The 23,714-nt window shown below is 66.6% G+C and carries 18 protein-coding genes; 2 read left to right on the forward strand and 16 right to left on the reverse strand.

What is annotated here, in order from left to right; all coding sequences use genetic code 11:
* Nucleotides 1–51: 51 nt before the first annotated feature.
* From H9X80_RS06650 to H9X80_RS06705, 12 genes are all read right to left on the reverse strand, one after another.
* Nucleotides 52–852 carry an ABC transporter ATP-binding protein gene (locus tag H9X80_RS06650; protein ID WP_342590885.1) on the reverse strand — a complete coding sequence of 267 codons (801 nt, stop codon included), beginning with the start codon at nucleotides 850–852 and terminating at the stop codon, nucleotides 52–54.
* Nucleotides 853–854: 2 nt separating this feature from the next.
* Nucleotides 855–1,916, reverse strand: coding sequence for an ABC transporter substrate-binding protein (locus tag H9X80_RS06655; protein WP_204793562.1), 1,062 nt, complete (start codon nucleotides 1,914–1,916; stop codon nucleotides 855–857).
* A complete protein-coding gene (locus H9X80_RS06660) occupies nucleotides 1,906–2,652 on the reverse strand; it encodes an ABC transporter permease (RefSeq protein WP_428832973.1) in 747 nt (248 codons plus the stop codon). Before H9X80_RS06660 ends, H9X80_RS06655 begins: the two co-directional genes overlap by 11 nt.
* A gap of 78 nt (nucleotides 2,653–2,730) precedes the next feature.
* The gene (locus H9X80_RS06665; RefSeq protein ID WP_204793564.1) at nucleotides 2,731–3,072 is read right to left on the reverse strand and encodes a thiamine-binding protein; all 342 of its coding nucleotides are present in this window, start codon (nucleotides 3,070–3,072) and stop codon (nucleotides 2,731–2,733) included.
* 714 nt (nucleotides 3,073–3,786) lie between these two features.
* On the reverse strand, nucleotides 3,787–4,356 hold the full coding sequence (locus H9X80_RS06670) for a sortase domain-containing protein (RefSeq protein WP_204793565.1): 570 nt from the start codon (nucleotides 4,354–4,356) through the stop codon (nucleotides 3,787–3,789).
* Nucleotides 4,357–4,405: 49 nt separating this feature from the next.
* Nucleotides 4,406–5,113 carry a hypothetical protein gene (locus H9X80_RS06675; RefSeq protein ID WP_204793566.1) on the reverse strand — a complete coding sequence of 236 codons (708 nt, stop codon included), beginning with the start codon at nucleotides 5,111–5,113 and terminating at the stop codon, nucleotides 4,406–4,408.
* 24 nt (nucleotides 5,114–5,137) lie between these two features.
* Complete coding sequence (locus tag H9X80_RS06680) at nucleotides 5,138–6,169, reverse strand: class C sortase (RefSeq protein ID WP_204793567.1); 1,032 nt, start codon at nucleotides 6,167–6,169, stop codon at nucleotides 5,138–5,140.
* A 133-nt stretch (nucleotides 6,170–6,302) separates the two neighbouring features.
* Nucleotides 6,303–7,718: a SpaH/EbpB family LPXTG-anchored major pilin gene (locus H9X80_RS06685; RefSeq protein ID WP_204793568.1), complete on the reverse strand. Its 1,416-nt coding sequence runs from the start codon at nucleotides 7,716–7,718 to the stop codon at nucleotides 6,303–6,305.
* 84 nt (nucleotides 7,719–7,802) lie between these two features.
* Nucleotides 7,803–11,189 (reverse strand): DUF7604 domain-containing protein, encoded by a 3,387-nt coding sequence (locus H9X80_RS06690; protein ID WP_239471754.1) that lies wholly within the window; start codon nucleotides 11,187–11,189, stop codon nucleotides 7,803–7,805.
* Between the two features lie 20 nt (nucleotides 11,190–11,209).
* Nucleotides 11,210–12,010, reverse strand: coding sequence for a signal peptidase I (lepB, locus tag H9X80_RS06695; RefSeq protein ID WP_239471739.1), 801 nt, complete (start codon nucleotides 12,008–12,010; stop codon nucleotides 11,210–11,212).
* Nucleotides 12,007–12,273: a hypothetical protein gene (locus tag H9X80_RS06700; protein ID WP_204793570.1), complete on the reverse strand. Its 267-nt coding sequence runs from the start codon at nucleotides 12,271–12,273 to the stop codon at nucleotides 12,007–12,009. The genes lepB and H9X80_RS06700 overlap by 4 nt, the downstream gene beginning before the upstream one ends.
* 216 nt (nucleotides 12,274–12,489) lie before the next feature.
* Nucleotides 12,490–12,885, reverse strand: coding sequence for a helix-turn-helix domain-containing protein (locus H9X80_RS06705; protein ID WP_204793571.1), 396 nt, complete (start codon nucleotides 12,883–12,885; stop codon nucleotides 12,490–12,492).
* A 94-nt stretch (nucleotides 12,886–12,979) separates the two neighbouring features.
* Between H9X80_RS06705 and H9X80_RS06710 the strand changes: the two genes are divergently transcribed.
* Nucleotides 12,980–13,231 carry a helix-turn-helix domain-containing protein gene (locus H9X80_RS06710; protein WP_204793572.1) on the forward strand — a complete coding sequence of 84 codons (252 nt, stop codon included), beginning with the start codon at nucleotides 12,980–12,982 and terminating at the stop codon, nucleotides 13,229–13,231.
* Between the two features lie 475 nt (nucleotides 13,232–13,706).
* Here H9X80_RS06710 and H9X80_RS06715 read toward each other — a convergent pair whose 3' ends face one another.
* Entirely contained in the window at nucleotides 13,707–16,478 is a 2,772-nt protein-coding gene (locus H9X80_RS06715) for a phosphoenolpyruvate carboxylase (protein WP_204793585.1), read from the reverse strand.
* A gap of 1,107 nt (nucleotides 16,479–17,585) precedes the next feature.
* Here H9X80_RS06715 and H9X80_RS06720 point away from each other — a divergent pair.
* Nucleotides 17,586–19,169 (forward strand): lipopolysaccharide biosynthesis protein, encoded by a 1,584-nt coding sequence (locus H9X80_RS06720; RefSeq protein WP_239471743.1) that lies wholly within the window; start codon nucleotides 17,586–17,588, stop codon nucleotides 19,167–19,169.
* Between the two features lie 77 nt (nucleotides 19,170–19,246).
* On the opposite strand, the gene H9X80_RS06725 is transcribed toward H9X80_RS06720, so the two are convergent.
* Genes H9X80_RS06725 through H9X80_RS06735 form a run of 3 tightly spaced genes read right to left on the reverse strand, consistent with a single transcriptional unit; the run spans nucleotide 19,247 to nucleotide 23,367 of the window.
* Entirely contained in the window at nucleotides 19,247–21,085 is a 1,839-nt protein-coding gene (locus tag H9X80_RS06725) for an ABC transporter ATP-binding protein (RefSeq protein ID WP_204793573.1), read from the reverse strand.
* Nucleotides 21,086–22,825, reverse strand: coding sequence for an ABC transporter ATP-binding protein (locus H9X80_RS06730; RefSeq protein WP_204793574.1), 1,740 nt, complete (start codon nucleotides 22,823–22,825; stop codon nucleotides 21,086–21,088).
* Nucleotides 22,825–23,367, reverse strand: coding sequence for a MarR family winged helix-turn-helix transcriptional regulator (locus H9X80_RS06735; protein ID WP_204793575.1), 543 nt, complete (start codon nucleotides 23,365–23,367; stop codon nucleotides 22,825–22,827). Before H9X80_RS06735 ends, H9X80_RS06730 begins: the two co-directional genes overlap by 1 nt.
* Between the last annotated feature and the right edge of the window lie 347 nt (nucleotides 23,368–23,714).

Here is a 23,714-nt window from a genome sequence, read left to right on the forward strand (position 1 = left end):
GCGTGCGGGTGCGGCGAGCGCGCGCCAGCGGGGTCCCGCCCGACGCCCCGCCTAGCCCAGCAGCGCCATGACCTGGCGCTTGGCGGCGAGGTACTCGTCGGTGAGCTCGAAGCTCTCGCTGGCAACGCGGTTCACGGGCACGATGCCCGCCACATGGCTCGGCTCGCCCGCGGCAGGCGCTCCAGTGAGCACGTAGATCCGGCTCGCCATCGAGACGGCCTCGTCCACGTCATGCGTGATGACGAGCGCGGAGAGCCCCAGCTCGGCCGCCACGCCGACGAACCAGCGGCGCACGTCCGTGCGCGTGAGGGCGTCAAGCGCCGAGAAGGGCTCATCGAGCAGCGTCACGTCAGCGCCCATGAGATAGGTGCGCAGGAACGCCGCGCGCTGGCGCATGCCGCCGGAGAGCTCGCTCGGCCACTTGAGCTCGCAGCCCGCGAGGCCGAAGCGCTCAAAGAGCGGGGCGGCCTTCTCGCGCGCGTCGGCCCTCCTCATGCCCGCGAGCACGAGCGGCAGGCACACGTTGTCGATGATGCGGCGGCTCGGCAGCAGGAGGTCCTTCTGCAGCATGTAGCTCACGCGACCCGGCCGGCCGGTCACGTCCTCGCCATGCAGGAGGACGTGGCCGGCCACGGGGGTCGTCAGGCCGGCGAGCGCGTGCAGAATCGTGGTCTTTCCGCAGCCGGAGCGGCCCACGAGGCAGCAGACCTCGCCGGGCGCCACGGTCACGTCGACGTCGCGCACGATGACGTGCTCGCCGTCCCACGAGAGGGTGAGCCCCTCGGCCGCGAGCGCGGGAGTCGCCTGCGCGCCCGCGGCCACGGGGGGCCCGTTCTTCTCGCCAGCGCCCACGCCTACTCCAGGAAGGAGAGGTCGTAGCCGGCGTTGACGTCCAGCTTGTTCTCAACGAGGTCGTTGTCGTTCAGCCACTGGTAGAAGGCCGCCCAGCGGTCCGGGTCGATGACGCCCCAGCTCTCGGCGTCGTCAACGTACTTGCCGGCAAGATAGGTCTGGCTCTGATGCACGAGGTCGCTGTCCAGCTCGGGCACCTGCGCGCAGAGGATGTCCGCCGCGCCGTCGGGGTTCTCGACGGCGTACTCGTAGCCCTTCTTCACCGCGCGCAGGAAGGCCTTCACCGCGTCGGGGTTCTCCTTGGCGAAGTCGTCGTTGGCGGCGATGACCGGAGTGTAGTAGTCAAAGACCGAGTCGATGGAGATGAAGCTGAAGTAGTTGTACGGGAAGTCCTGCACCACGGCGTTCTGCACGGCCCAGGCCTCGTAGACCCACACGGTGTCGAACATGTTGGCGCGCAGGCCACTGACCTCGTCGTCCACCTCGTAGGGCACAAGCTCCACCTTGGACCAGTCGCCGCCGTCGGCCTCCACGCAGTGGCGCACGGTGGCCTGCTCGACGGGCATGTTCCAGGTGGCGTAGGTGTGGCCCTCCATGGCGGCCGGGTGCGTGATGCCGTCCTCGGCGCGGCTCATGATGCCGGAGGTGTTGTGCTGGATGACGGCGGCCACGGCGGAGTAGGGCATCGGCTGGTCGGAGGCCAGGTTGTTGGCGATGTAGTCCTGGTAGGAGACGCCCATCTGAGCCCCGCCCGCACCGATGAGCGCGTCGGCGCCGTCCGCGGGCGGCTGCACGATCTCGACCTCGAGGCCTTCCTCGGCGAAGTAGCCCTGGTCGAGAGCCACGTAGATGCCGGTGTGGTTGGTGTTGGGGGTGTAGTCCAGCACGAAGGAGATCTTGGTCTTGTCACCGCTCGCGCTGTCGGAGGCGCCCTGGGCGTCACCCTGGGCGGCGTCGTCGCCGGTGGTCCCGCAGCCCGCGAGTGCCGCGGTGGCACCGGCGGCGCCGGCGACGGCGACGAACTGACGACGGCTGATGCTGCGGGAGAGGTTCTTATCGCTCATTGCTGTTCCTTTCTGCCCTCTTCCAGGGCATGCACGCCCGCTGGAGCAGCTCGACGAGCTTCATGAGCCCCAGCGAGAGCACGGAGATGATGATGATCGAGGCAAACATGCGGTCGTACGAGAAGGACTTGCGCACGCGCGTCATGTAGACGCCCAGGCCCGCGTTGCCGCCGAGCCACTCGGCGATGACGGCGCCCACGATGGCGTAGGTCGCCGAGATCTTGAGGCCGCTGAAGAACTGGTCGGCCGCGGCCGGCAGCTTGGCGTACCAGAAGACCTGCCAGCGCGAGGCGTTCATCGTGCGCATGAGGTCCACGACGTCCGGGTCGACCGAGCGGAAGCCCGAGGCGAGCGACACCGTGATCGGGAAGAACGTCGAGACCACCACGAGCACGACCTTGGGCAGCGCGCCGTAGCCGAGCCACAGCACCAGAAGCGGCGCTATGGCGACGGTGGGGATGGTCTGCGATATGGTCATGAGCGGCTCGAAGGCCAGGTAGAAGGCCTCGAAGCGGTCCATGAGCACGGCAAAGACGAACCCCAGCGCAACGCCGGCGGCAAGGCCGACCGCCGCCTCGGCGAGCGTGGTCAGCGAGTGGCTGGCGAGAAGCGCGGCGTCCTCGGCGAGCGCGGCGACCACCTGCGCCGGCGTCGGCAGCAGGAAGTTGGGCACCACCCCGAGGTCGACGACGGCCTCCCACGCCACGAGCAGCGCGACGACCGCCGCGAGCGGCATCAGGACGCGCCGGGCGCGCGTGGGCGCCTGGGCGCGGGCGGGGCCGGAGGCAGGTCTGGGCTTGGGCGCGGGCATGGGCTACGCCGCCGCGTCCGCGCTCTTCGGGGCAAACTCGGGGTCCCCGGGGTGGTACTTGCCGACCTTGTGCTCCGTGGACATGACGTCGCCGTCCGGACGGAAGTTGATCTTGGCGTAGGTCATCATGTGCTTGCACCCCGCCTTGGCGCCCACGAGCTGGCAGTTCTTGAGGATCTCCATGCAGGTCTCGTAGTCGCCCTCGATGGCCGTCTCAAACGGGCCCACAAAGTAGTCCACCCCCGTGGAGTCGATGTAGGCGATGACGGCGTCCACCGCGTCGCAGGTGGCGTCGTCAGTTGTGGCGTCCATGGGCAGGAACTGAATGGCAACCGAGCAGTTCACGCGCCCTCCCTTCTGGGTGCCGCGGCACCCCGTCCTCCGTAGGTGCCGCGCAAGCGCGTGGTCTCTCCCTACGCCGGCATTACCCGGATCAGGTTATGGGTCAGAGCCGCGTGTCCCGCAGGGACGTCCTAGGCTCAATCTCAGCCGGCGTGCGCCAGCCCCCCGTTGTCAGGAGGTAGTGTATCACGCCCGGCGAGAAGAACCCGCGAGCCGTTTGTCTGTCATGAAGTGGAGTCTGCAAGGGCGGGTGAACGGCGCGAGCGGTGGTCAGTGAGCGTCAAAGGCAACCAAACCCTGGTGGGCAGGCGCGTCCCCCGACCACGCCTGCCCGTCGTAAAACCTTGCTGTACTGCGATGATACCCATATTACATCCGCTTAATAACCGGGTGGCGGGCAAAGGCGCCCTCCGAGTCTCGCAGGAAGATTGGAGGGTTCCCATGACCAAGCTCACGATGCTCGTCCTATCCAGCACCGCGCTCCTTGCGATGCTGAGCATCCTTATCTTAATCGTTAGATAAGGTTTTCGTGGGCTTAGTCGCTCTTACATGGGAACAGCCGCCCCGACCGACGGCAGACCCGGGCGACTAAGCCCACTCACCGTTAAACAGGAGGGCGAAAGCCCCTGTTCGTTACCGATTGTACCCCGTTTGTAGGCCTGCATGCGCGGGGCATTCGGGGGAGCGAGGCGCCGCCCGCAGCCACCATCGAGCCGCTCACGCCACCCGGTCGCAACGAACCGCCACGCGCGACTGCCCGCCGCCCGTGTCCGTAAACAGGGTCAGCGCAAACTCGCCCGACGTCATCGCGTCAATGTCGTCAGCTCCCACGGAGTCGATCTCGGCCACCTCGTACACGCAGACCGTCCCGTCCGCGCACGTGAGCGACACCTCGTCCCCCACGCCCAGGCTGCCGATCCGTCCAAAGTGCGAGTCGTAGCTGCGTCCGGCAATCACCAGGTCACCCCCGGCCACAGACCCAAAGTAGCGACAAGGACCGTCGGCCAGCTGCTCGTACGACCACGTGCTCGCCACCGGCAGCTCCAGCCCCAGCGCGGGAATCGCAAGAACGCCAACGTAGTCCTGCCCGTCGACGCTCACCGCGGCCATGTCCCAACCCTCGGCTGCGTCAACGGTCCCCAGCAGTGGCTCAAGCGCCTCCACAACGCCCGCCGCTGCGTCCCGGGCACGCGCGTCGTCCCACGAGCCCCACGCAAAGAGGGACAGCGCCCCCACCAGAAGCGCTGCCCCCACCACGATCAGAGCCCGGCCAAGACGGCCGCTCACCGTACGTACCTCACAGCCAATCGCTCGCAATCGTCCAACAGGCCAAGGCCTACTGGCTGCCGCCGTGCTTGCGGAACGCCACCGCGCAGCCAACAAGCACCACGCCGACACCCACGCACGCGATCACGGGCACAAAGTTGGTGGCGTCGCCGGTCGTCGGCAGGTCGGTCTCCGTCTCGGCGGAGGTGCCCGGCGTCGGCGTCTCCTCGGCAGGAGGCTCCACGGGCACAAGCCCGCCCGGCTCCACCTTCGGCGTCGCGTCCACGTCGTAGACGTACACGCCGTTCTCGTTCATCGGCACGCTCACCAGAAACGGCACGCACGGCTCGTAGCCCTCGGCCGGCTCGCTCTGCACCACCAGGTACAGCCCCAGCTCCAGCCCGGGCGCCGTCATCGTCCCGTCGTCGGCAATCTGATACGTGCCATCGGCAGCCACACCCTGCGTCTCCGCATACTCGGCCAGCGAGGTCGCCAGGTCAGCCGAAGTCACGTCATCAAGCGCGGCGCCGCTGCCCGCAAACGCCGGCGTCAGCTCAAAGGAGAAGTTGCCGTCATCCTCGGCCACGGAGCCCACGCGGTACAGCTCCAGCGAGCCCCCGCCCACCGGGTCGCCCTCGTACGTCATCGTCACAGAGACGGAGCCCTTCCGACTCAGGTCGACCGCCTCGTGCGCGAACGCCGGAACCGTCGCAAGCCCGCACAGCGCAACCGCCACCACGCCGGCAAGAAGCGCGAGCAGCCCCCTTCTCTTCCTCATCTCAGGTACCTCCCTCTCTCGCCCTCACCTGCGGGCGTGTCCGCCACCGTTCCTCTTCCGTTCCGCCGCTCGGCCGTCACGGCCGGGCGGAGCAAACCCTCGTCTCGGCCCATCCTGTCGGCCGTCCTGCGAGCCTCCCCGCACGCCTGGCGAGAAGCCCGTGCCGCCGGGCCCGCTCCCAGGCCCGCGGCCCGCTCCCACGCCGACCGACCGTCCAACGGCGCCGACGCCAGCCCCCGGCCGTCGCCGCGTCTTCCACAGCACCCCCGCCGCGAGCAGCACCAGCAGCGGAATCGCAACCAGCGGCGCCACGAGCGTCGGGTCCACCTGTAGTGCGTCGGCCGGCACGCGCACCGTGGAGGTGTTCTCCACGCGATGCCCCCGCACCAGCAGTCGGTGCGTATTGATGCCGTACGGCGTGCACGTGACCAGGGTGCATAGGTCCTGTCCCTCCTCAATGGCCAGGTCGCTCAGGTCCGTAGGCTCCACGATCCTGATCTGGTCCACCTCATAGGTCAGCGTCTGGTCCAGCACGGAGACGGTGAAGGTGTCCCCCACCTCCATCTGGTCCAGGTCCGTGAAGAGCCGCGCGCTCGGCAGCCCTCTGTGGCCGGTGATCACGGCGTGCGTGCTCGGCCCGCCAACCGGGAGGCTGCTCCCCTCCAGGTGCCCCACGCCCACCTGCAGCACGTCGGGGTCGGTGCCGTGGTAGATGGGCAGGTGGCAGTCAATCTTGTCAATGTCCACGTAGCCAATCACGTTGGTTCCGTCGACGCTGAGCAGGCTGTTGTACTCCTCCAGTTCCTCGTCGCTCAGGGTGAACCGGTCGGGCTTGCCCACCAGGCGCTCGTTGTACGCGGCCGCCTGGTCAAGAAGCTCCTGCCGCTGCTCCGCCTGCATCTCGGCGACCTCGCCCGAGTAGCTCGCAATCGCCCGCGACTGGTGCATGGAGTTCCACCAGTCGCTGACCGTCGGGTACAGCAGCAGGGAGAGACCTACGAGAAAGACCGCCACCAGGGCGATGGTTGAGACCGTTCTCTTGCTTGGCTTTCTCATGGTGCTCGGAGGGCTCTCCTTGCCGTTGTGAATCCCAAATCCCCAACGCCGCCGGAGGGGAGGCCTCCCTCCCCTCCGAACGACGGGGTTAACGCTCGCCTAGCTCAAAGGCTGGCGAGAAGAACCTTGAGGCTTAGGCCTCGTGCGAGGCGCGACGACGCACGACCAGCGTCACGCCAGCGCCAATGACAAGAGCCGCGCCCACAGCGTACAGAGCCGTGGTGCCCATTCCGCCAGTGGAGGGGAGCTCGGTACCGGCGTGGTTCTCAACAGTGACTGCAGCAAAATCATCGGTCGCGGGAGTGTTAGTGTCGTTGAAGGTAACGACTTTGCGCTCGGTCAGCATGTTGTAGCCGTTGGGCGCCTTGGTCTCCTCGAGCCAGTAGTTCTTGCCCGCGAGACCGTCAACGGTGGCCTTGCCCTCGCTGTTCACCACAATCGTAGTGGTCGTGTTCTGATCGGTGGAGGTAGCAACGCGGTAGTTGCCATTGCCAAGGTCAACGAGGTTGATAGCGGTACCGCCCTCCTCCTGGCTGTAGAGCGAGAACTCAGCACCGGTAAGAGGCTGCTCGTTCTCGTCGGTCTTGGTCAGATCGAAGTCATACGTGTAGGTCTTGGTCTCGGCCGGCGTGGTCGTCACGTCGTTGTTCTCACCGTAGTTGAGAATGGCCTTGTTGGTCTCGGGATCGGTGCCCGTGACGGCGTTCTCGTTCAGAACGGCGCTATAGGTAACGGTAATGGTGGTGTCAGTGGTGATGCTGTCGAGATACGTCTTGGTGAAGGTGATCTCGAAGTCGCAGCCATCAGTACCCTCGCCCGTCGGGTAGGCGATGCTGTAGTCAGCAGGGCTGGTCAGCGTGGTCTCGCCAGCCTTAACGACGATGGAGTCCTGGGTCAGGGTAAGGCCGTCGGACATGTCGTCGTGCAGGACGTAGTTCTCAGCACCGGGCTTTGCGTTGATGGTGATCTCGAAGTTCACCGTATCGCCGACCTGCGCGGAGTCCTTGTCGTCGTTGGTAACCTTCTTCTCAACGGTCGGAGTCTCGTTCTTCTCCACAATGTCCGTAGCACCGGTGGTGTTGAGGATGCACATAGTACCGGTCGTGGTATCCACGAAGTAGTAGCCCTCTTCAAGATCGGTGATGGTGGCAGAACCGCTCTCAGAACCCGGTGCAGTGCCGTCAGCATCGCCAAGCTGATCGATGTTCTGCTTCAGGTACTTGGCCAGGCTGGCGGCGTCAGTCTCGTCATCAAGACCGTCGGTCACCATGTAGACGGAACCGTCACCGGAAGCGGTGAAGGTAAGACCGGCTTTCTCGAGCAGGGTCTTGAGAGCGGTCTCGCTAGCGTCGAGCGTGTAAGAGTAGTTGGTCTTGTCCCCGCTGGTGGAGGTGGTGACATCAAACAGCTTGTAGGCGCTGTAGGTCTGGCCCTCAACGGCGTTGCCGATATTGATGTCCGCAGCGAATGCAGGGGTGACCATGCCAAAGGCGAGGGTCAGGCCAAGGGCGGCGCCGAGGAAGCCCTTAGCCAAATTCTGGAACTTCATGCTCAACTTCCTTTCTTTCTTCCGAACAGATTTCTTGCTTTGATACGGGCCCGGCGCGGGGCCAGACTCGTGCGAGGACGAGGCCTAGCTACGCTCTCCCCTCCTCTCACGGCTGCGCCTCAGTCCGTATCCACATCCGGCAGCTGCCATGAGAAGCAAGCCACCGAGGATGAGCGGGGTGTTACCGGAACCACCGGTATCAGGCAGGGCAGCTCCCGTCTCGTTGGGAACGGAAATGTGACCGCTGTGGCTCTCGACTTTAGAAATAAGCGAGTCGCTGCCGCCGGAAAGATTTGCTTTCAGGGTCCCGGCCGCATCCCAGCTGATGGTGATTTCGCCAGGCAGCGGGTTGTAGCCCTCGGGGGCGTCGGTCTCGGCAAGAAGGTATGTCTTGGACGGGTCAAGGCCTGTGATCTGGAGCTCGCCGTTTACGACAAAGCTTTCCACCGCCCCGGCCGCATCGCCCGAGGCGACCGCATACACGTCGCCCTCCTTCACGAGCTTTACGACCTGCCCACTGAAGTCCTTGAGCTGGAACTTTGCGCCGTCCAGCAGAGTGGTAGGCGAGCTCGCGTCGACCTTGTCAATGAAGATGTCAGCAAGCTTGGCGTAGGTGTTGGTTGCCACAATCGTCAGATTAGGGACTTCCTCGCTAAGCGTGACGACGCCATTCTCGAAGTTATAGGAGACTCCCTTCCAGACATAGCCGTCAATGGCCACGCTGTCCGAGATCTCGCTCACCGTATATGCACCCAAGGGAAGACCATCGATGGTGACTGAGCCGTCCGCATCAGCCTGACCCGAGGTGGCCTCTAGGGTTACGGTTGCCTGACCGTTCGAGTCAAACACGGCATCGCCAAAAGTCTTGCCTGCAACGTTATCGGGATTAGACGCCTCAATTGTGAACGTGAAGTCCTTCGACGTAGTTCCGTCTTCGTCGAGGCCACTCATCTCCTTGTTAATGGTCAGGCTGCCCGTCTTGACCTCCGGTACCTGGATGACGGGCTTGGGGAAGTTCTCGGAGCCCTCCTCGCCGTTGGCGGTATAGGTGACCTTGGCGTTGTCGTTGTCGTTCGACCAGAAGCCCTGCTGCTTGGGGTCGGTCTCCGAGTGCGTGCCCGTGTTGTCGTCGGGGTTCTGCTTGGCGGCGTCACTGTCCATGCCGGCATCCTTCGCGGCCTGACTGGGCGTGATCACCGTGCTGATGGAGTAGCGGTAACCCGGGGCGAGCTCGTAGGATGCGCCGCCTTCACCGGCCAGCACGGCCGTGATCGTCCCGTCGGCGAAGCTGGGCGTGATGGTGAAAGTGGTATCCACCATCGTCCCCTCGTCGTTCGGCGCCTGGGTCGTGAACGTGGCTGGCGAGCCGCTCTGCACCGTCTGGGCCTCGTCAACTTGTTCGTAGCCCCCGCTCTCGTTCTGCTTCTCCAACTTGACCGTGAACATGACCTGGCCGTTCTCGCCTGGGACGATCTCGGCATACTTGCTCAGCGGGTCGGTGATCGCCACGTCCTTCGCGGCGAAGAATGAAACGTCGCCAGCGATCCTGTCGAATGCGTTTTCGAGGGCATCCGTGCTGCTTGCAGAGAACACGTTGTCATCGCCCTTCGAAGTGGCGCTCACCGCGTTCGCAAGCTGCTTCAGATTCTTCGTGCCCTGCTTATCTTCATAAGGCCACCACGAATTTTGACCGAAGTCCGAGCCCATGCCGATCGCGTAGAAGTAGTCGCAGGACATGCCCTTGATCTCTTCGACGGCAGCGGCGATGTTATAGCCCTTGTCGTCATCCTGACCGTTACCTGTACCGTTTGGATTGCGGTCGCTACCGTTTGTGCTGTTGGTCACGTTGATGCCGCGATACGTCGGGAGGCCGTCGGAGATGAAGATCACGTAGGTGGTCGCGTTCGACCGGTGCCCTGATGCAGTTGAAAGTTGGTCCTTGCCCGTGTGGATGGCCTGCTGGTAGTTCGTGCCGCCACCGAGATCAAGATTCTGAACAGACGAAATAGCGTCTTGACCACTGTCGGTCCACCCCTGCGCGACCTCGGTACCGTAGTCGTAGTAACTCCCGCCGTTATACGGCCTGGAGCCGGCGAAGCCGATGACGCTGTAGTGCGCGTCGATACCGTCGTTGCCCTCGACGGCCGTCACCAACGAGCTGACGGCGCCTTCGACGGCGTCCATGCGGCTCTGATCCCCCCTGCCTGCGTCCTCATCCTCGTCAAGCTTGTAGTTCATGCTGGCGGAACGATCGACGATGAACAGGATGTCGACCGGCACGGGGCTGCTGCTCGTGCCGCGGTCTCCGGAAACGGTAAGAGTCAGGTCATAGTTGCCGTCTTCGCGGAGTACGGCGGTCTTGCCCGTACTCACCTTAGCGCTCTCGGTAACAGTTCCGCCTTCATCCCCACCACCGGGGGTGGTGGAGTCCTGCTTGTACACCAGGTAGATGTCGCGTTCCTTGGTATCGCTGAGCGCCCCCGCGGTGTTGTTGTCGGTCGGCACCACCTGGTTGCCGTTGTAGAACGTCAGCGTGCGCTGGACGCCCAAGCCGCTGCCGCTGCTCGTGGCGCGCACGCTCGTGATGACCGCGCCGTCCACGGCCTGGTAGTGGGCTGCCTGGTACGTGTAGCCCTGGATCTGGCCCGCGTAGTCGGCAAACGTGATCGTCCGGTTCTGCGAGATCGAGGCGTTCTGGTTGCGGGTCCCCTGGATCTCGTTGCCGTTCTCGTCCACGTAGTGCACGGTCAGTTTGAAGTAGGTCTTGCGGTTGCCGCTCCACGTGATGGTGAAGGTGGAGAACCCATCGGTCGAGAACGCTGCCCGCACGGCAGTCGCGTCATCGGTAGCCACGCCGGCAACGCCCTCGGCGGCGTCGCCAGCGTCGGCCACGGTGTCAACGCTCGCCACGTTGCCGGACTCGTCCTCGGCAAGGTGCTGGACGGTCACGCTCTCTGGATCGGCGTCTTCGGGCAGGATGCCTGCAGCGTCGATGTTCACGTACACGTCGCCCGTGGGCTCGACCTCGTTGCCCTCGGCGTCCACGAAGGAGATGTCCATCGCGGCAAAGCCGGCGCCCTCCTCGTCGGTGACGCCGGCTGCCTGCCTGGCGGCTGCGTACTCGTCACTATCCTGCGCAAGGAGCTGAGCCGTGAGCGTCGCGCCCTCCGGGACCACGCCCTCGGGGGCGTAGGCGGTCACAATGACGCCGTTCTGCTCGTCCTTGGCCGTGTACTGCTGGCTGTAGCCCTCGGGCACCTGGGCACCCTCGGGCAGCGAGGCCACGTCCGCCGTCATTGTGGACGCCGGCATGGTGAGCGCGCCAGCCGTGACCACAACCACCACGGCCGCGAGCACGCCCATCAGCGCGAGCCACCGCCTGTGCTGCCTATGGGCCCTGACGTACGCGCCCACGCGGTGCGCGAGGCCCGCGCGCGATGCGTCAGTGCGCGGCGTACCCTGTCTTCCCATATCCTTCACCGACCTCTCTCTTAGACGGTCCCGAGGCCGGAGAGCGGCCACACGCGGAACACGATCTTTCCCACTAGTTGCTCCTCAGACACGCACCCCACCGATGTGCTTCGTGAGTCCACCGAGGTGGCGCGGTTGTCGCCAAGAACGAAGATGCGGCCGTCCGGCACCTGGTAGGGGAAGCTGATGTCGCACTGCCCCTTTGCCAGCTCGGCCACGTACGGCTCGTCCAGCCTCTGGCCGTCGACGTAGACGTTGCCGTCGTCGTCGATGTCCACCCACTGGCCGGCGCGCGCTATGAATCGCTTCACGAGGACCTTGTTCTCGTAGTAGAAGACCACCGGGTCGCCCTGCGCGAGGTCTCCCCCGCGTGTGGCCACCACGATGTCGCCCTCGGTGAACGTGGGGTTCATCGAGGTGCCGTAGATACGGAAGACCGGGAGGAAGAGCGTGGACGCCAGCACGGCGCCTGCCGCGACCACCACGAGCGCGTAGACCGTGCTGCGCGCGATGGCCACGGTGCGGTGCACGCGGCGCTCACGGGTGAGCTCGGCGCGCAGCTGGGCGGCCGTGGGGCGCAGGCGGGCGGCACCCTGCCGCATCGGCATGGCGACAGCCGCCGTGGCGCGCGGCGCCGGACGGCGCAGGCGGCCCGTGGCGTCGGGGTTCTTCTCGCCCGTAAGGTCCTTCTTGCTGGACGCGGGGGACGAGACGCCCGTGGCGACCTCGGCGGCACGGAAGTGCTTGCCACCGGATGCCCTACGGGACGGGCGGGCGGACGCGACGGGCATGGGTGCGGCTATGTTCGTCGCCAAGCTCATGCCGTGAGCCGCCCCTCCTGCGCCAAGCGGCGCACGTTCTCCAGGTACTGCTGGGCCGCCTGGTCGGCGGCGGCGAAGACCTTGTTGAGACGCAGCGACGCCTCGGCCAGGGAGCCGGCGCGCTGAATCTCTATGGCGCGGTCCGCGAGGGCCTGCTCGGCCTCGTCAAGACGACGCCGCAGCCCCTCGTTCTCCTCGGCCTGGGTCAGGAGCATCTCAAGGAGCTCGGCCCGGCTCAGATGTCGCAGTTCCTTATCGGTCATTTCCATCTCCCGAACGACCCGCGCGGTCGGACTTCGTTCGCGTGCAGACAGCCTCCAGATACCTTTCCTGATGTCTTTCCGCTGGCGCGCGGATGCCTTCCGGGACGCCAACGTACTTCAGGTAACGTTAATCAAAAACGGCTGCGGTTATGTAAATTGTTGATGGGAGGGGGTATCAAATACGTCAAGTCATCGCTCAATCGGTGGGAGGGGGTATCAGCTTTTCTCCCCAGCCCACACGCTTGAGCGCGCATCGGTCTTTGCCCACTTTGTGAGCCGGTAGATGTTGGGAAGCTGGGCGCCGCTCTCCGCGTAGGCTGCCTCGGAGGTCACGAGCTCGTGGTGGCGAAGACGGGAGAGCAGCCGGTCCACGGTCTTCTCGTTGCGGCCGATCGCCGCGGCAATCTGAGACTTTGAGCACGGGTAGCCCTCATGACGCTGGAGGAAGGAAATGATGAGCATCTCCGTGGGGGTCAGACGGACGGGGCCACCGGGGGTCTGACGTATGCGCTTGGACGCAGGAACCTTACGGCGGGCTGCGGCGGCCGCAGGCCTCTCGCCATCGAGGACGGGCTCCTGGGCGGATGCGGCGCCGCTCTCTTCAACTGCCATGGCGAGCACTCCCCTTCACTCCCTCTTGCCGTTAGGAGTCGAGTGTACGTCTATAGCCTGACGCTCGCAAGAAAAAGGTATCTACGCTGCTACCATGAGCATTTCTACGAGACAGGCCTTCGGACAGCGAGTGCGGCTCCTGCGCATGGAGCGCGAGTTCTCGCTGCGGATGTTTGCCCTCACCATTGGGGTGGACAAGTCCTTTCTCGTGAACATTGAGCACGGCCGCGTCTCGCCGACGCTGGACACCATCGAGAAGATCGCCCGAGGCCTGAACGTGACGATCTCGTTTCTGATGCAGGGCATAGACACCGTCGGCCCGGTCGAGTACGAGGGCGAGCGATAGGCTTTGCCGGTCGCGGCCGTGCGGCTGGCTGGCGGCCTGGCGTTTTGGCCGGCCGACGCCAATGGGCCCCGCTGCAAAAGGTCCCGCTGCAAAAGGGCCCAGCTGTGTGCTGCTTCCACAGATGCGGATCTGTGTGCGCAAGAGGACGGAAGCGAGGTCCTTCTCGCCCGTTCGTCAGTCCCCGAGATGCGTTTGCGCACGTAGACGCACAGGGGAACTAGAAGGGCCCCGCCCTAAGGCGAGGCCCGCTACACATTTCCCTATCTGTGGGAGCATCTGCGAGAACATCTGCGAGAACGGAACACGCAGGCGTGGCGCTTTCCGTCCGCAGAAGCTCTGGCCGCGTTTTCCGGCCGCGGTCGCGGCGGTGCAGCGACAGGCACGAGGTCCTTCTCGCCCCGCCGTGACCCCGCGGCACCGCCGAGGCCGCCGAAGCCCCGCCAAGGCCGCGCCGCCGCAACCCCGCAGCCAGCCGTCACCCCGTGTTCTGCAGCCCCGCGGAGACGCCGGAGACGGTGCAGAGGATCAGGTAGATGAGCCGCTCGTGCTCCGCGGGCGAGAGGCCCTCGCCCTCGGTGCGCAGCCGACGCAGCGCCAGCGCCTGGGTCACGGACAGCACGTTCACAAACGGCAGGCGCATTCGGATGACCGGCCCCAGCACGCGACGGTGCTGCAGCGGCCACTCGTCGCCCACGATGGCGAGCACCCAGCGGCGGGTGAGCGCCATCTCGTCCAGCACCTTGCTCGAGAGGTCCTCGCGGTCGGCAAGGCCCAGGTAGAGCCGGGCGATCCGCTCGTCCACCTTGGAGAGCGACATCTCAATGTTGTCGATGAACGTCGTGAAGAGCGGCCACTCCTTGTAGGCGCCGCGCAGGCGGTCAAGGTCGCCCACGCGCTCGCAGGCGGTGCCGAGGCCGTACCAGGCGGCCAGGTTGATGCGCGCCTGGCTCCACGAGAAGATCCACGGGATGGTGCGCAGGTCGTCGAGGGACTTGGCGCCCAGGCCGCGCTTGGCCGGGCGGCTGCCGATGGGCATGAGGCCCACCTCGGTGAGCGGCGTCACCGTGGAGAACCACTCGGCGAAGCCGTCGGTGTGCAGTAGGTCGAGGTAGCGCTCGCGCGAGGCGGCGTCCAGCTCGGCGGCGAGGTCGGCGTACTTCTGGGTGGTCTCCGTGTTGACCCACTCGATGGACGGCGCGGACTGCAGCAGCGTCGCGCCCACCACGGACTCCACGTGGCGGCGGGCCAGCGTGGGGTCGCCGTAGCGCGCAAAGATGACCTCGCCCTGCTCGGTGAGCTTGAAGCAGCAGTTGACCGAGCCCTTGGGCTGGGAGAGCACCGCACGGTTTGCCGGGCCGCCGCCGCGTCCCACCGCGCCGCCGCGCCCGTGCATGAGCACGAGGTCGATGCCGTTGTCCTCCGCCCAGCGCGCGATCTCCGCCTGGGCGCGGTGCAGCACGAGCGTGGCCGAGGTGGGGCCGGCGTCCTTGGAGGAGTCCGAGTAGCCGAGCATCACCTCGAGGCGCCGGCCGGTCTGGCCCAGGCGGCGCTGGACCTCGGGCAGGCGGATCATCGCGTCGAGCGTGTCGACCGCGCCCTCGAGGTCCTCCACCTGCTCGAAGAGCGGAATCACGTCCAGCGTGGGCACGTCGCACTCGTGCGCGAAGGCCAGGTGCGCGAGCTCGTAGACGTTGGCCACGTCCTGCGCGGACTTGGTGAAGGAGATGATGTAGCGCCGCGCCGCGTCCACGCCGTTTCTCCGCTGGATCTGGGCGATGGCGCGAAACGTGTCCAGCACCTCGCGCGTCATCGGCTGGAGCTCGCCGCGCTCGCCCCACCGGCCGTGCTCGCGGATGTCCTCAAGCGCGCGGGAGTGCACCAGCGAATGCTGGCGGAACTCCATCTCCACCAGGTGGAAGCCGAAGGTCTGCGCCTGCCAGATGAGGCGCTGCACCGGGCCGTAGGCCGCGCGGGTTGCGCCGGCGCGCGCCAGGGAGGACTGGACCACGCGCAGGTCGGCGATGTAGTCGTCGGCGCTCGCGTACATGACGTCGGCCGTGCGCTCGATGGTGGCGCGCAGGCGCTCGGAGATCACGAGCATGGCCGCGCGGTGCAGCTCGCTCGCGGAGATGCCCAGGGCGCGCGCCGTGAGCTTCTCGCTCATCTCCACCTGGTGGCTCCAGAGGCTCATGAGCTGGTCCGAGGGCGGCGTGGAGATGGCGTCCAGCGTGAGGTTGCGCCCGGTGGTGTAGGTGGCGTCAGCCAGGCGCTCCAGCACGTGGGTGCGGAACTTCTCGGCCACCTGGCGGCTCACCTTGGCGGTGACGTTGGGGTTGCCGTCCCGGTCCGAGCCGATCCAGCTGCCCGGGTGGAAGAACGCCGGGCAGACGGGCGGCACCGTGCCGGCCTTGTCGCCGAGCTCCCAGTCGTCGAAGCGACGGTACACGTCCGGCACCATGTCAAAGAGCGTGTTGTCGAAGATGTCGATGATGGTGTCGGCCTCCTCGACGGGCGTCGGCTTCTTGTGCGCGATCGGCGAGGTGCGCAGCAGCGCGTCGATCTCCTGCGTGAGGCGCCGCTCGTTCTCCGCCAGGGCCACGCCGCCCAGGCGCGGGCGCTCCTCCAGAAGCCCCGCAATCCGGCGGATCTTGCCCTCGACGGCCTTGCGGCGCGCCTCGGTGGGGTGGGCGGTGAAGACCGGGCGGAACTCCAGGCGGTTCAGCAGCGCGATGGCCTTGCCGCGACCGCACTCGTCCACGAGCTGGCGGTAGGCCACCGTGATGTCGTTGATGGGGTCCTCGGCGTCGGAGGTGGGCACCGTGCTCTCGCGGGTGCGCAGCGACGCCACGCGATAGTTCTCCTCGCAGATGTTGGCCAGGTGGAAGTAGGACACGAAGGCGCGCATGAGCATGGTGGTCTGGGACTCGTCCAGCCCCTCGAGCACCCGCTCCAGGTCCGCGAAGGCGGCCCGCTCCTCGTCCGTCTCCGCGGACTCGTCCGCGCTGGCGCGTATCGCGTCGGCGAGAAGAACGTCGAAGGTGGAGAGCAGCGACGGGTCGAACTCCTCGAGCACCTTGCGCACCAGGCGCAGGAAGAGCGCCATGTTCTCTGCGATGGACTCCGGCACGTCGACGCCCGTGAGCAGGGCGCGGGCGGCCGCGGCGTCCGAGGCGGGGGTAGGGGCGCCGGCTGTGGTCGCGGCGCCGACGGGGCCGGCCGGGGAGGCCGAGCCGACGGGGTCGGGCATGGTAGCGGAAGCGTTCTCAGCGTTCAGGTTTTTCTCGGCCAACGTTGCTCCTTTTGCTGGCGTACGGTACCTCTACAATACCGAAAGAGCATGCCCGCAGGGAAGCCGCCCCCTGAAAAGTCCCCGGCGAGAAACCCATTGTTCACGCTACGCGCCCCGCCCCGGGTGCTCCTGACGCTCATTCCTTCAAGTGCACTCCTCAAGTGCACCCCAAAGGGCCCCGAAATCGCGTCAAATGCACCGAAAAGCCGGGATTTGCCATCAAGTGCACTCCACCCCGGGTGCACCTGACGTTCAACCCCTCAAGTGCACCCGTCAGGTGCACCCTGCTTCCTTCCCATCGCCCTCCCCAACAAACCCTGAACGCAAAAATCAGCTGGTACAGAGTGCAACGGCTGGTACAAAGCGCAACAACAACATGATTGGGCACGCACCGGTGGGGTATCATGTAACCGACGGCACAGCTCGCTTGGGATGGCAGGGCCGCGCCCGTTAGAGATGGGGATGGACCGCTAGTTCACTGGGCTAGCGGTCCTTCTCGTCTCGGTTGCAAAACTCGCTCGCTGCGGACAGGAACCGGATGATACCTGCGGCGAAGCTGACCAGTGCGCCAGCAAGCTTTAGGAAAGCTATCAACGTATCCATGGGGCTCACCCCCCTTCGGGAGCGCGGCCCAGCGAGCGGGACTTACGTGCCGTCGGCGTGCGGGGATTCTACCCAGCCGCCCCCACACACTTGCAGCCGTTTTCGCGCAATCCGCGTGCGGCGAAAAACGGCCTCGAGCGTTCTTCTCGCAAGGGATCTTCTGCGACTTGCAGCCTCGACCTGGTGCACCTAGCACGTGGCTTCCGTAGGTGCACTCCTCAAGTGCACCCCAAAGGGCCTCGAAATCGCGTCAAGTGCACCGAAAAGTGGGGATTTGCGACCAAGTGCACCCTACCCCGGGTGCACCTGACGAGCCTGGGCCCCACGTGCACCCCGCACGTGCACCCGTCAGGTGCACCCCCCACCCCAGCCGCACCTGACGCGCATGTCCGCCCGCGGCGCTACAATCGGGCGAGAAGGACGTCAAGAGGAAGAAGGACGTCGAGAGGAGCTTCTCGCCACATGCGCAACCCGTTCAAGCGCCGCGAGGCCACGCCGGTCCGTCCCGCGACGGGCACCCACGTCTCGCCCAAGACGCCGCGCTACGGCGTGGTGACCAAAGGCCGTGCGCACGGCGGCCGGCACACCGGCAGCCGGCACACCGGCGGCCACGGCCAGCGCGGCAGCAACCGCGCGCGCGGCCGCGCCGACAAGGCCGCCGCCGGAACCAACGCCGCCGCCCGCGCCCCGCGCCGCGACGCCGCCCAGCCCGACCGCCAGCAGGCGTTTCTCCCCCGCGTGATAAACAACTGGTGGAACCGCCTCATCTCCGCGATCTTCGGCGGCCGCCTCTCGGAGCAGACCGAGCAGTACCTCGCGCACCAGACCAAGCGCGACTACGTCTGCAACACCATCGGCCAGGCCGCGTGGGGCACGCTCTTCCCGCTGCTCACGCTCGTCGCCACCTGGCTCGTGGGCCCCGAGCAGGCCGGCCAGTTCTCCATGGCCTACACGGTGGGCATGCTGCTGCTCTTTGTGGCCAACTATGGCGTGCGCACCTACCAGGTCTCCGACCTGGACGACATGCACTCCTTCTTCGACTACCAGATCAACCGCTTCATCACCTGCGCCGTCATGCTGGTGGTGGGCTGGCTGTGGTACCACCTGCGCGGCTACGACGCGTCGATGTTCGCCATCTGCATGGGCGTGCTCGTCTTCCGCGCCGCCGACGGCCTGGCCGACGTCTACGAGGGCCGCCTCCAGCAGAAGGACAAGCTCTACCTGGCCGGGCTCTCCCAGGCCGTGCGCTGCGTGCTGGGGCTGCTGTTCTTCTCGGCGGTGCTCCTGCTCACGCGCAGCCTCCCTATGGCGAGCTTCGCCCTGGCCGCAGGCGCGGTGGTCTCGCTTGTGTTGCTCACGGTGCCGCTCGCCTACTTCGAGACGGAGCACAGCCTGCCGGCGACGGCGCGCGGCGTGAAGGAGCTCTTCGTCGACTGCTTCCCGCTGTTTCTGGCCCTCTTCCTCTACAACCTCATCGACTCGGTGCCCAAGTTCGCCATGGAGGGCGCGCTCTCCTACGACAACCAGCTCTACTACAACGCCATGTACTTCCCCGCCCACTCGATCCTCATGGTCGCGGGGTTCATCTACAAGCCGCAGCTCGTGCGCCTGGCCCGCATCTGGGACGACCCCGAGAAGCACCGTCGCTTCGACCTTCTGGTGCTGGCGATGGTCGGCGTAATCGCGCTTATCGCCGCGGCGATGGCGCTCGTCATGGGCACGGTGGGCATCCCGCTCATGAGCTTCATGTACGGCCTGGACTTCGAGCAGTTCCGCCCGCTCGTCTACGTGATGGTGGCCACGGGCGGCGTCTGCGCGAGCATCGACTTCCTCTACCAGATCGTCACCGTGCTGCGCGCGCAGGAACAGGTCTCCAAGCTCTACCTGATCGCAATCGTGTTCGCGGTGCCGGTCTCGATGCTGCTCGTCAACTTCTCCGGCCTCGCCGGCGCGGTCATGGGCTCGCTCGTCTCGATGGCCATACTGCTCGTGCTGCTCGTGATGGAGTACGCGCGCATCCGCCGCCAGGCCGAGCGCGGCTACTAGCGGGCGGACGGCGGCCATCGCACGGCGAGAAGAACCTGCGGCCTGCAGGTCCTTCTCGCCCGCGCCGCCGCGCGCCGCTAGTCGAGCTCGCGCTGGCCGGTCCAGAGCTGCCAGTACTCGCCGCGCTGGGCCAGCAGCTCCTCGTGCGTGCCGCGCTCCACGATTCGCCCGTGCTCGAGCACCATGATCGCGTTGGCGTTGCGCACGGTGGAGAGCCGGTGCGCGATCACGAAGACCGTGCGCCCCGCCATGAGGGCGTCCATGCCGCGCTGGATGAGGGCCTCGGTGCGGGTGTCGATGCTCGAGGTGGCCTCGTCCAGGATCAGCACCGGCGGGTCGGCCACCGCCGCGCGCGCAATGGCCAAGAGCTGCCGCTGCCCCTGGGAGAGGTTGGCGCCGTCGGCCACCACCGGCGTGTCGTAGCCCTTGGGCAGGCGCCGGATGAAGCCGTCGGCGTTGGCTATCTTGGCGGCGGCCACCACCTCCTCGTCGGTGGCGTCGAGCTTGCCGAAGCGGATGTTGTCCGCGATGGTCCCGGCGAACAGGTGCGTGTCCTGCAGCACGATGCCCAGCGAGCGGCGCAGGCTCGCCTTCTCGATGTCGCGCACGTCGATGCCGTCGTAGGTGATGACGCCGGAGCGCACCTCGTAGAAGCGGTTGATCAGGTTGGTGATCGTGGTCTTGCCCGCACCCGTTGACCCCACGAAGGCGATCTTCTGCCCGGGCTTGGCGTAGAGCGAGAGGCCCTTGAGCACGGTCTGCCCCTCCTCGTAGCCAAAGTCCACGTCGTAGAAGACCACGTCGCCCTGAAGCGGCACGTGCTCGCCGTCAATCTTCCAAGCCCAGCCGGCCGCCCCCGCGGCCATGCGGGCGGCCTCCACGTCGTTGGCGTGCTCCAGGACCACCGTACCCTCGTCCACCTCGGGCTCGAGCCGCATCACGGAGAAGATGCGCTCGGCGCCCGCGAGCGCCGTGAGCAGGAAGTTGCCCTGCTGCGTGAACGCATTGATCGGGGCCACCGCCTGACGCACGAAGACGAGGTAGCTCGCGAGCGACCCCACGTCCATCGTCCCCGAAAGCGCCAGCAGCGCGCCCACGATGGTCACGATGGCGTAGTTGACAAATCCCACGCACACCGTCACCGGCACCATCGTGGAGGCGTAGGCCTGCGCGGAGGTGCCCGCCTCGCGCAGCCGGCCGTTGAGCTCGCGGAAGCGCGCGAGGTTGGCCGCCTCATGGTTGAAGACCTTGACGACCTTCTGGCCGGAGATCATCTCCTCCACGTAGCCGTCGAGCCCGGCGAGCTCGGCCTGCTGGCGCGCAAAATACTTGCTAGAGCGGCCGCCCGAGAAGCGCACGTAGAGCGCGATCGCAAGGTCGCAGGCAACGGTGATGAGCGTGAGCCGCCAGTCGAGCACAAAGAGCAGCGTGAGCGTGCCCACGATCTGCACCGCCGCCTGGACGAGGTTGGCGAAGCTGTTGTTGAGCGCCTCGGAGACCGTGTCCACGTCGTTGGTGAAGTAGCTCATCACGTCGCCGTGGCGCGTGCGGTCAAAGAAGGAGAGCGGCAGCCGCTCGATGTGCGCGAAGAGGTCGCGCCGGATGTCAAAGACCACCTTCTGCGCCGCGCACACCATGGTCTGCGTGTAGCCCGCCGCGCTGGCCACGCCCACCACGTAGATCACCGCGGTCAGGGCAACTCCGCGCACGAGGGCGTCCGCGTCCCCGGCGCCCACGGCGTTGACCACGGGCTTGATCATGTAGGTGCCCATCAGGTTGGCGAGCCCCGAGAGCGTGACGAGCACCGCCACCACAAGAAGCATCCAGCGGGCATGGCTCATGTAGGCGAGCAGGCTCCGCAGCGTCGAGAGCAGGTTCTTGGGCCGCGCGGGCGCGGCAGACTGGCGCGAGGGCATCTAGGCCACCTCCCCGCTGATTCCAGATCCAATCTGGGACTCGTATATCTCCTGGTAGATGGGGTCGCTGGCGAGAAGTTCCTCGTGGGTGCCCTGCGAGTGTACCCGGCCCTCGTCCAGCACCACGATCTTGTCGGCGTCCATGACCGAGGCCACGCGCTGCGCGATGACGATCTTGGTGACGCCCGTGAGCGCGGCGAGGTTCTCGCGGATCTGCGCGTCGGTGGCCATGTCCACGGCGCTCGTGGAGTCGTCGAAGATGAGGACCTTCGGGTGCTTGAGCAGCGTGCGCGCGATGCAGAGGCGCTGCTTCTGGCCGCCGGAGACGCCCGCGCCGCCCTGGCCGAGGTCGCCGTCGAGCCCGCCGATGCGGTCCAGGAACTCGTCGGCGCGCGCCAGGCGGCACGCCTCGAGCATCTGCTCGTCGGTGGCGTCGGGGTTGCCCCAGGCCAGGTTCTCCCGCACCGTGCCGCTGAACAGCACGTTCTTCTGCAGCACCACGCCCACCGCGTCGCGCAGGGCCGCGAGGTCGTAGGCGCGCACGTCGCGGCCGCCCACGCGCACGGAACCCGCGCTCACGTCGTAGAGGCGCGCGATCAGCTGCACGAGCGTCGACTTGCCCGAGCCCGTGCCGCCGAGGACGCCCACCGTCGAGCCCGCCGCCAGGTCCAGGCACACGTCCTCCAGGACGTCGCGCTCGGCGTCGGCCGCGTACCTGAAGCTCACGTGGTCAAAGCTGACCGAGCCGTCGCTCACCTCCGTGACCGCGTCCTCCGGCGAGGTGATCGTGGGCTGCTCGTCAAGCACCTCGCCCACGCGCTCCACGCTCGTGACGGCGCGCGCCAGGAGAAGGAACACGTTGGAGATCATCATGAGCGAGTTCACAATCTGGAAGATGTAGCTCATGAAGCCGGTGAAGGTGCCCACCATGAGGGTGCCGGCAAGGATCATCTGCCCGCCGATCCACAGGATGGCCACGCAGGTCACGTACATCGTCCCCTGGAAGATCGGGGTGTTGAGGACCGCCGTGCGGAAGGTGCGCGTGCCCGTCTTGGCCAGGCTCTCGTTGACCTCGGCAAAGCGGTCGGCCACGTGGCCCTCGCGCACGTACGCCTTGATCACGCGGATCGCGGCGAGGTCCTCCTGCAGCGCGTCGTTCAGCCGGTCCATCGCGGACTGCAGCAGCCGATAGAGCGGCCCCACGTGCCGCACCACCAGAAACATCGCCACGGCAAGCACCGGCAGCACCAGGAAGAACACCACCGCGAGCTCGGGCGACATCACCGCGGCGAAGACGAGCCCCAGGATGAGGATCGAGGGGCCGCGCGTGAGCGGGCGCGTGCCCGAGACGAGGGCGTTCTGGATCACCGTCACGTCGGTCGTGAGGCGCGTGACGAGCGAGGACGACTCGAAGTCGTCGAGGTTGGCGAACGAGAACTCCTGCAGGTGGGCGTACTCGGCCTCGCGCAGGTTGGCGCCCAGGCCCATCGCGGCCCGCGCCGAGAAGCGCGCGTAGGTGAAGCCCAGCGCGAGGGCGCCGAAGGCGAACACCAGCATCAGCGCACCGTTCACGGCCACCGCGCCCAGGTCCCGCCCGATGATGCCGTCGTCGATCACGTTGGCCATGAGCAGCGGGATCACCAGCTCGAGCGAGGTCTCCAGGGCCACGCAGAGCACCGCGAGGAGGAAGTCCTTCCGGTAGCTTCCCAGGTAGCGTGCGATCAGGCGGACGCCGTCCATCAGCGATCGCCCCCCTTCTGGCTGTCGGGGTCGGGCGCGAGGTTCTTCTCGCCATGAGGGTCGGACGAGGCGGGGCCAGGGTCCGAGATCGCCGCGCGCAGGTTCGCCCGGGCACGACCGAGCAGGTCGGCGAACTGCTCGCGCTCGGCCGGCGAGAAGCCCCTCAGCATGACCTTCTGCTCCTCGTCGCAGAAGAGCTCCCAGCCGTCCGCCGCGGCGAGGCCGCGCTCGGTGACGCTCGCCTCGCGCACGCGACGGTCACGCCCGGGCGCCGAGGTCACCAGCCCCGCGCGCTCCATCGTGTCGAGCATGCGCGAGACCGCCCCCGGGTCGCACTCAAAGTAGTCGGCCACCTCGCGCTGGCTGGCCGGCCCCCTCACCGCCAGGTACACGAGCACCTTGGCCTGCCCCGGGCCCAGCCCCAGCGCGTCCACGCGCGGCTTGAAGTAGGTGCGCTGCGCGTGGAAGGCGCGCATGAGGCGCATGTGGAAGTCCTCGAGCGAGCGCCCGCGCCGGACGCCCGCGGTCGGGTTATCGGCCATGTCAATCTCCTTGCCATGTCAACCATTCCCTGCCCAAGGGTAGGCCGTTTGCTTGACTTGTCAAGGGTTTACAAAGTCCTTGCGAGAAGAACGTGGTGGGGGGCGGGGTCGATGCGGCACACGTGTGCGGAACCGCGGGCTGCGGGTCACGGACCCTCGTTAGGTGCACCCGAGGAGGGGTGCACCTAACGGCAAACACGCGCTTTTCGGTGCACCTGACGCAATTTAGCTGGCGGGCAGAGTGCACTTGAGGAGTGCACCTAAGTGAGGTACCCGCACGGAGGGCATCCGGCCGGCAGCCCACACAAAGGCGCCCGCCCCCAGAGGGGACGGGCTGCCAGGTTCGT

This window comes from Olsenella profusa, assembly GCF_016900315.1.
GTDB lineage: Bacteria > Actinomycetota > Coriobacteriia > Coriobacteriales > Atopobiaceae > Thermophilibacter > Thermophilibacter profusus_A.

Bases quoted from the DNA above. Each gene is read 5' to 3' on its own strand.
- H9X80_RS06655 (WP_204793562.1), bottom strand. From the start codon at position 1,916: ATGAGCGATAAGAACCTCTCCCGCAGCATCAGCCGTCGTCAGTTCGTC.
- H9X80_RS06660 (WP_428832973.1), bottom strand. From the start codon at position 2,652: ATGCCGCTCGCGGCGGTCGTCGCGCTGCTCGTGGCGTGGGAGGCCGTC.
- H9X80_RS06675 (WP_204793566.1), bottom strand. From the start codon at position 5,113: ATGAGGAAGAGAAGGGGGCTGCTCGCGCTTCTTGCCGGCGTGGTGGCG.
- H9X80_RS06680 (WP_204793567.1), bottom strand. From the start codon at position 6,169: ATGAGAAAGCCAAGCAAGAGAACGGTCTCAACCATCGCCCTGGTGGCG.
- H9X80_RS06685 (WP_204793568.1), bottom strand. From the start codon at position 7,718: ATGAAGTTCCAGAATTTGGCTAAGGGCTTCCTCGGCGCCGCCCTTGGC.
- H9X80_RS06690 (WP_239471754.1), bottom strand. From the start codon at position 11,189: ATGGGAAGACAGGGTACGCCGCGCACTGACGCATCGCGCGCGGGCCTC.
- lepB (WP_239471739.1), bottom strand. From the start codon at position 12,010: ATGAGCTTGGCGACGAACATAGCCGCACCCATGCCCGTCGCGTCCGCC.
- H9X80_RS06700 (WP_204793570.1), bottom strand. From the start codon at position 12,273: ATGACCGATAAGGAACTGCGACATCTGAGCCGGGCCGAGCTCCTTGAG.
- H9X80_RS06705 (WP_204793571.1), bottom strand. From the start codon at position 12,885: ATGGCAGTTGAAGAGAGCGGCGCCGCATCCGCCCAGGAGCCCGTCCTC.
- H9X80_RS06710 (WP_204793572.1), top strand. From the start codon at position 12,980: ATGAGCATTTCTACGAGACAGGCCTTCGGACAGCGAGTGCGGCTCCTG.
- H9X80_RS06715 (WP_204793585.1), bottom strand. From the start codon at position 16,478: ATGCCCGACCCCGTCGGCTCGGCCTCCCCGGCCGGCCCCGTCGGCGCC.
- H9X80_RS06720 (WP_239471743.1), top strand. From the start codon at position 17,586: ATGCGCAACCCGTTCAAGCGCCGCGAGGCCACGCCGGTCCGTCCCGCG.
- H9X80_RS06725 (WP_204793573.1), bottom strand. From the start codon at position 21,085: ATGCCCTCGCGCCAGTCTGCCGCGCCCGCGCGGCCCAAGAACCTGCTC.
- H9X80_RS06730 (WP_204793574.1), bottom strand. From the start codon at position 22,825: ATGGACGGCGTCCGCCTGATCGCACGCTACCTGGGAAGCTACCGGAAG.
- H9X80_RS06735 (WP_204793575.1), bottom strand. From the start codon at position 23,367: ATGGCCGATAACCCGACCGCGGGCGTCCGGCGCGGGCGCTCGCTCGAG.